This is a genomic window from Liberiplasma polymorphum (assembly GCF_043951795.1).
GTDB classification, from domain to species: Bacteria; Bacillota_I; Bacilli_A; order Izemoplasmatales; family Izemoplasmataceae; genus Liberiplasma; species Liberiplasma polymorphum.
Genome location: NZ_JBIOAG010000070.1, coordinates 1 through 2327 on the forward strand (window position 1 = coordinate 1; position 2327 = coordinate 2327).

Sequence of the window (2327 nt, forward strand, 5' to 3'; positions counted from 1 at the left end):
AACTTCATTATATCAAATAAAAAAAAGAGCAGTTGATAACTGCTCTAAATTAATTAAAATATACCTGATACTGTAAATAAAGCCGCAAACACTAAACTAATTATTGTCATTAATTTAATTAAAATGTTAATGCTTGGTCCACTTGTATCTTTAAATGGATCCCCTACAGTATCCCCTGTAACACTTGCTTTATGGGCAAAACTACCTTTATTGCCGTGGTTACCTTCTTCAATGTATTTTTTCGCATTGTCCCAAGCGCCACCACTATTAGCCATGAAGATTGCCATACTTATACCACTGGCTAAAGCACCAGCTAATAAGCCACCAAGTGCTTCACTACCAAGAATAAATCCTACAAGTAAAGGAGAAGCCACAGCTAAAATACCAGGAATAATCATTTCTTTTAAGGCTGCTTTAGTTGAAATATCAACACAGCGGGCATAATCAGGTTTTTGAGTTCCATCCATAATGCCAGGCATCTCTTTAAATTGTCTTCTTACCTCTTCAATCATCTTACCAGCAGCACGTCCAACACTTGACATGGTTAGTGAACTAAATAAGAACGGTAACATGGCTCCAATCAAGATCCCAACGATAACTTTTGGATTCGCAATATTGATGGCGGTTAATCCAGGAGCAGCTTGAATAAAGGAACTAAACAAGGCAAGAGACGTTAAAGCCGCACTACCAATCGCAAAGCCTTTTCCAATGGCAGCAGTCGTATTCCCAACACTATCTAACTTATCAGTGATTTCACGAACATGAGGATCCATGCCACACATTTCAGCAATCCCACCAGCATTATCTGCAATCGGACCATACGCATCAATGGCAATAGTCATACCTGTAGTTGCCAGCATCCCAACAGCACTTAAAGCAATACCGTATAACCCAAATACACTATAAGATAATACAATTACGCCACTAATTAATAATACTGGAATTGCAGTTGATTCCATACCAATACTTAAGCCACCAATAATGTTTGTAGCATGGCCTGTTTCAGACTGTTTGGCAATTTCTTTAACACGTTTATAATCACTTGATGTATACATTTCAGTTGTGAATCCAATTAGAATACCAACTGCTAAACCAGATATTATCGCAACTAATGGTCCGTAATTTTCAAACCAACCATTCTCTACGTAATACCAAGTTAAAGCAATCGTGAATAAAAAGAAGATTGCTCCAGCATAATATGTTCCTTTTTTAAGTACTTTATGCGGTGAATCAGCTTGTTTTGTACGTACGGTCACTGTACCTACAATCGCACTTATAATCCCTACAGCCGCTAAGAATATAGGGAATAATGCCCATTGTAAATTATGCTCTGTACCAAGCAATGCACCAAGTGTAATAGCAGCAATTAATGATCCAATATAAGATTCAAATAAATCCGCACCCATTCCAGCAACATCACCAACATTGTCACCAACATTATCAGCAATTACTGCAGGGTTTCTAGGATCATCTTCTGGAATCCCTTTTTCTATTTTTCCTACTAAATCGGCACCAACGTCCGCAGCTTTAGTGTAAATTCCACCACCTACACGTGCAAACAACGCAATCGAGGACGCCCCAAGCCCAAATCCAGTAATATACTGAATGAACTCTTTGATTTGTTCCTCACCTACATTTTCAATAGGTAAGTTAAATAAATTAACACCGATTAAATAAGAAATAATAAGCCCTGCTAAACCAAGCCCAACGACTGCCATACCCATAACAGCCCCACCACTAAAGGCAATATCTAACGCTTTATTCATACCTTCATCACGTGCACTTGTTGCGGTTCTAGAGTTTGCAGCTACAGCGCCTCTCATTCCTAAATAGCCTGCTAATCCACTTAAAAAAGCTCCAGCCGCAAAAACAGCCGCAGTCATAAAGTTAATCGCAAATCCTATAATAAAGAATAAAATAAATACAAAGATAAATAATATTTTGTATTCACGGCTTAAAAAAGCCATTGCACCCTCTCTGATGTATCCAGATATTTCTTCAACACGGGCATTACCTTTTGGTACTCTTTTTATTTTATAAAAGAGTATTACGGCATAACCCATTGCTAAAAAACTGAATATTAGGGATAATACTAAAAATAGTGTCATAAAAATCCTCCACTTCCATAAAATCACTTTTTAATATGTAAAGAGTATATCAAAAAGCGCTTACATTAGCAAGTAACATTTTATTTTAATCAACGAATCAAAGAGCCTATCCCCTTAACAAAGCCTTTTAATTACGCCATTTTTAAAATCAAACTTTATCCTAAGTAATTTACCTTATTGTATAAAGGCCTTTTATGATATAATAAATATGATTTTAAA

Annotated in this window: 1 protein-coding gene; it reads right to left on the reverse strand. The window is 36.5% G+C overall.

Going from position 1 to position 2327, the window contains the following annotated elements; all coding sequences use genetic code 11:
- Positions 1 to 53: 53 nt before the first annotated feature.
- On the reverse strand, positions 54 to 2108 hold the full coding sequence (locus ACHAJD_RS09775; RefSeq protein WP_435585682.1) for a sodium-translocating pyrophosphatase: 2055 nt from the start codon (positions 2106 to 2108) through the stop codon (positions 54 to 56).
- Positions 2109 to 2327 lie beyond the last annotated feature (219 nt).

Coding starts and splice junctions, on each gene's coding strand:
- ACHAJD_RS09775 (WP_435585682.1), bottom strand. CDS start 2,108: ATGACACTATTTTTAGTATTATCCCTAATATTCAGTTTTTTAGCAATG.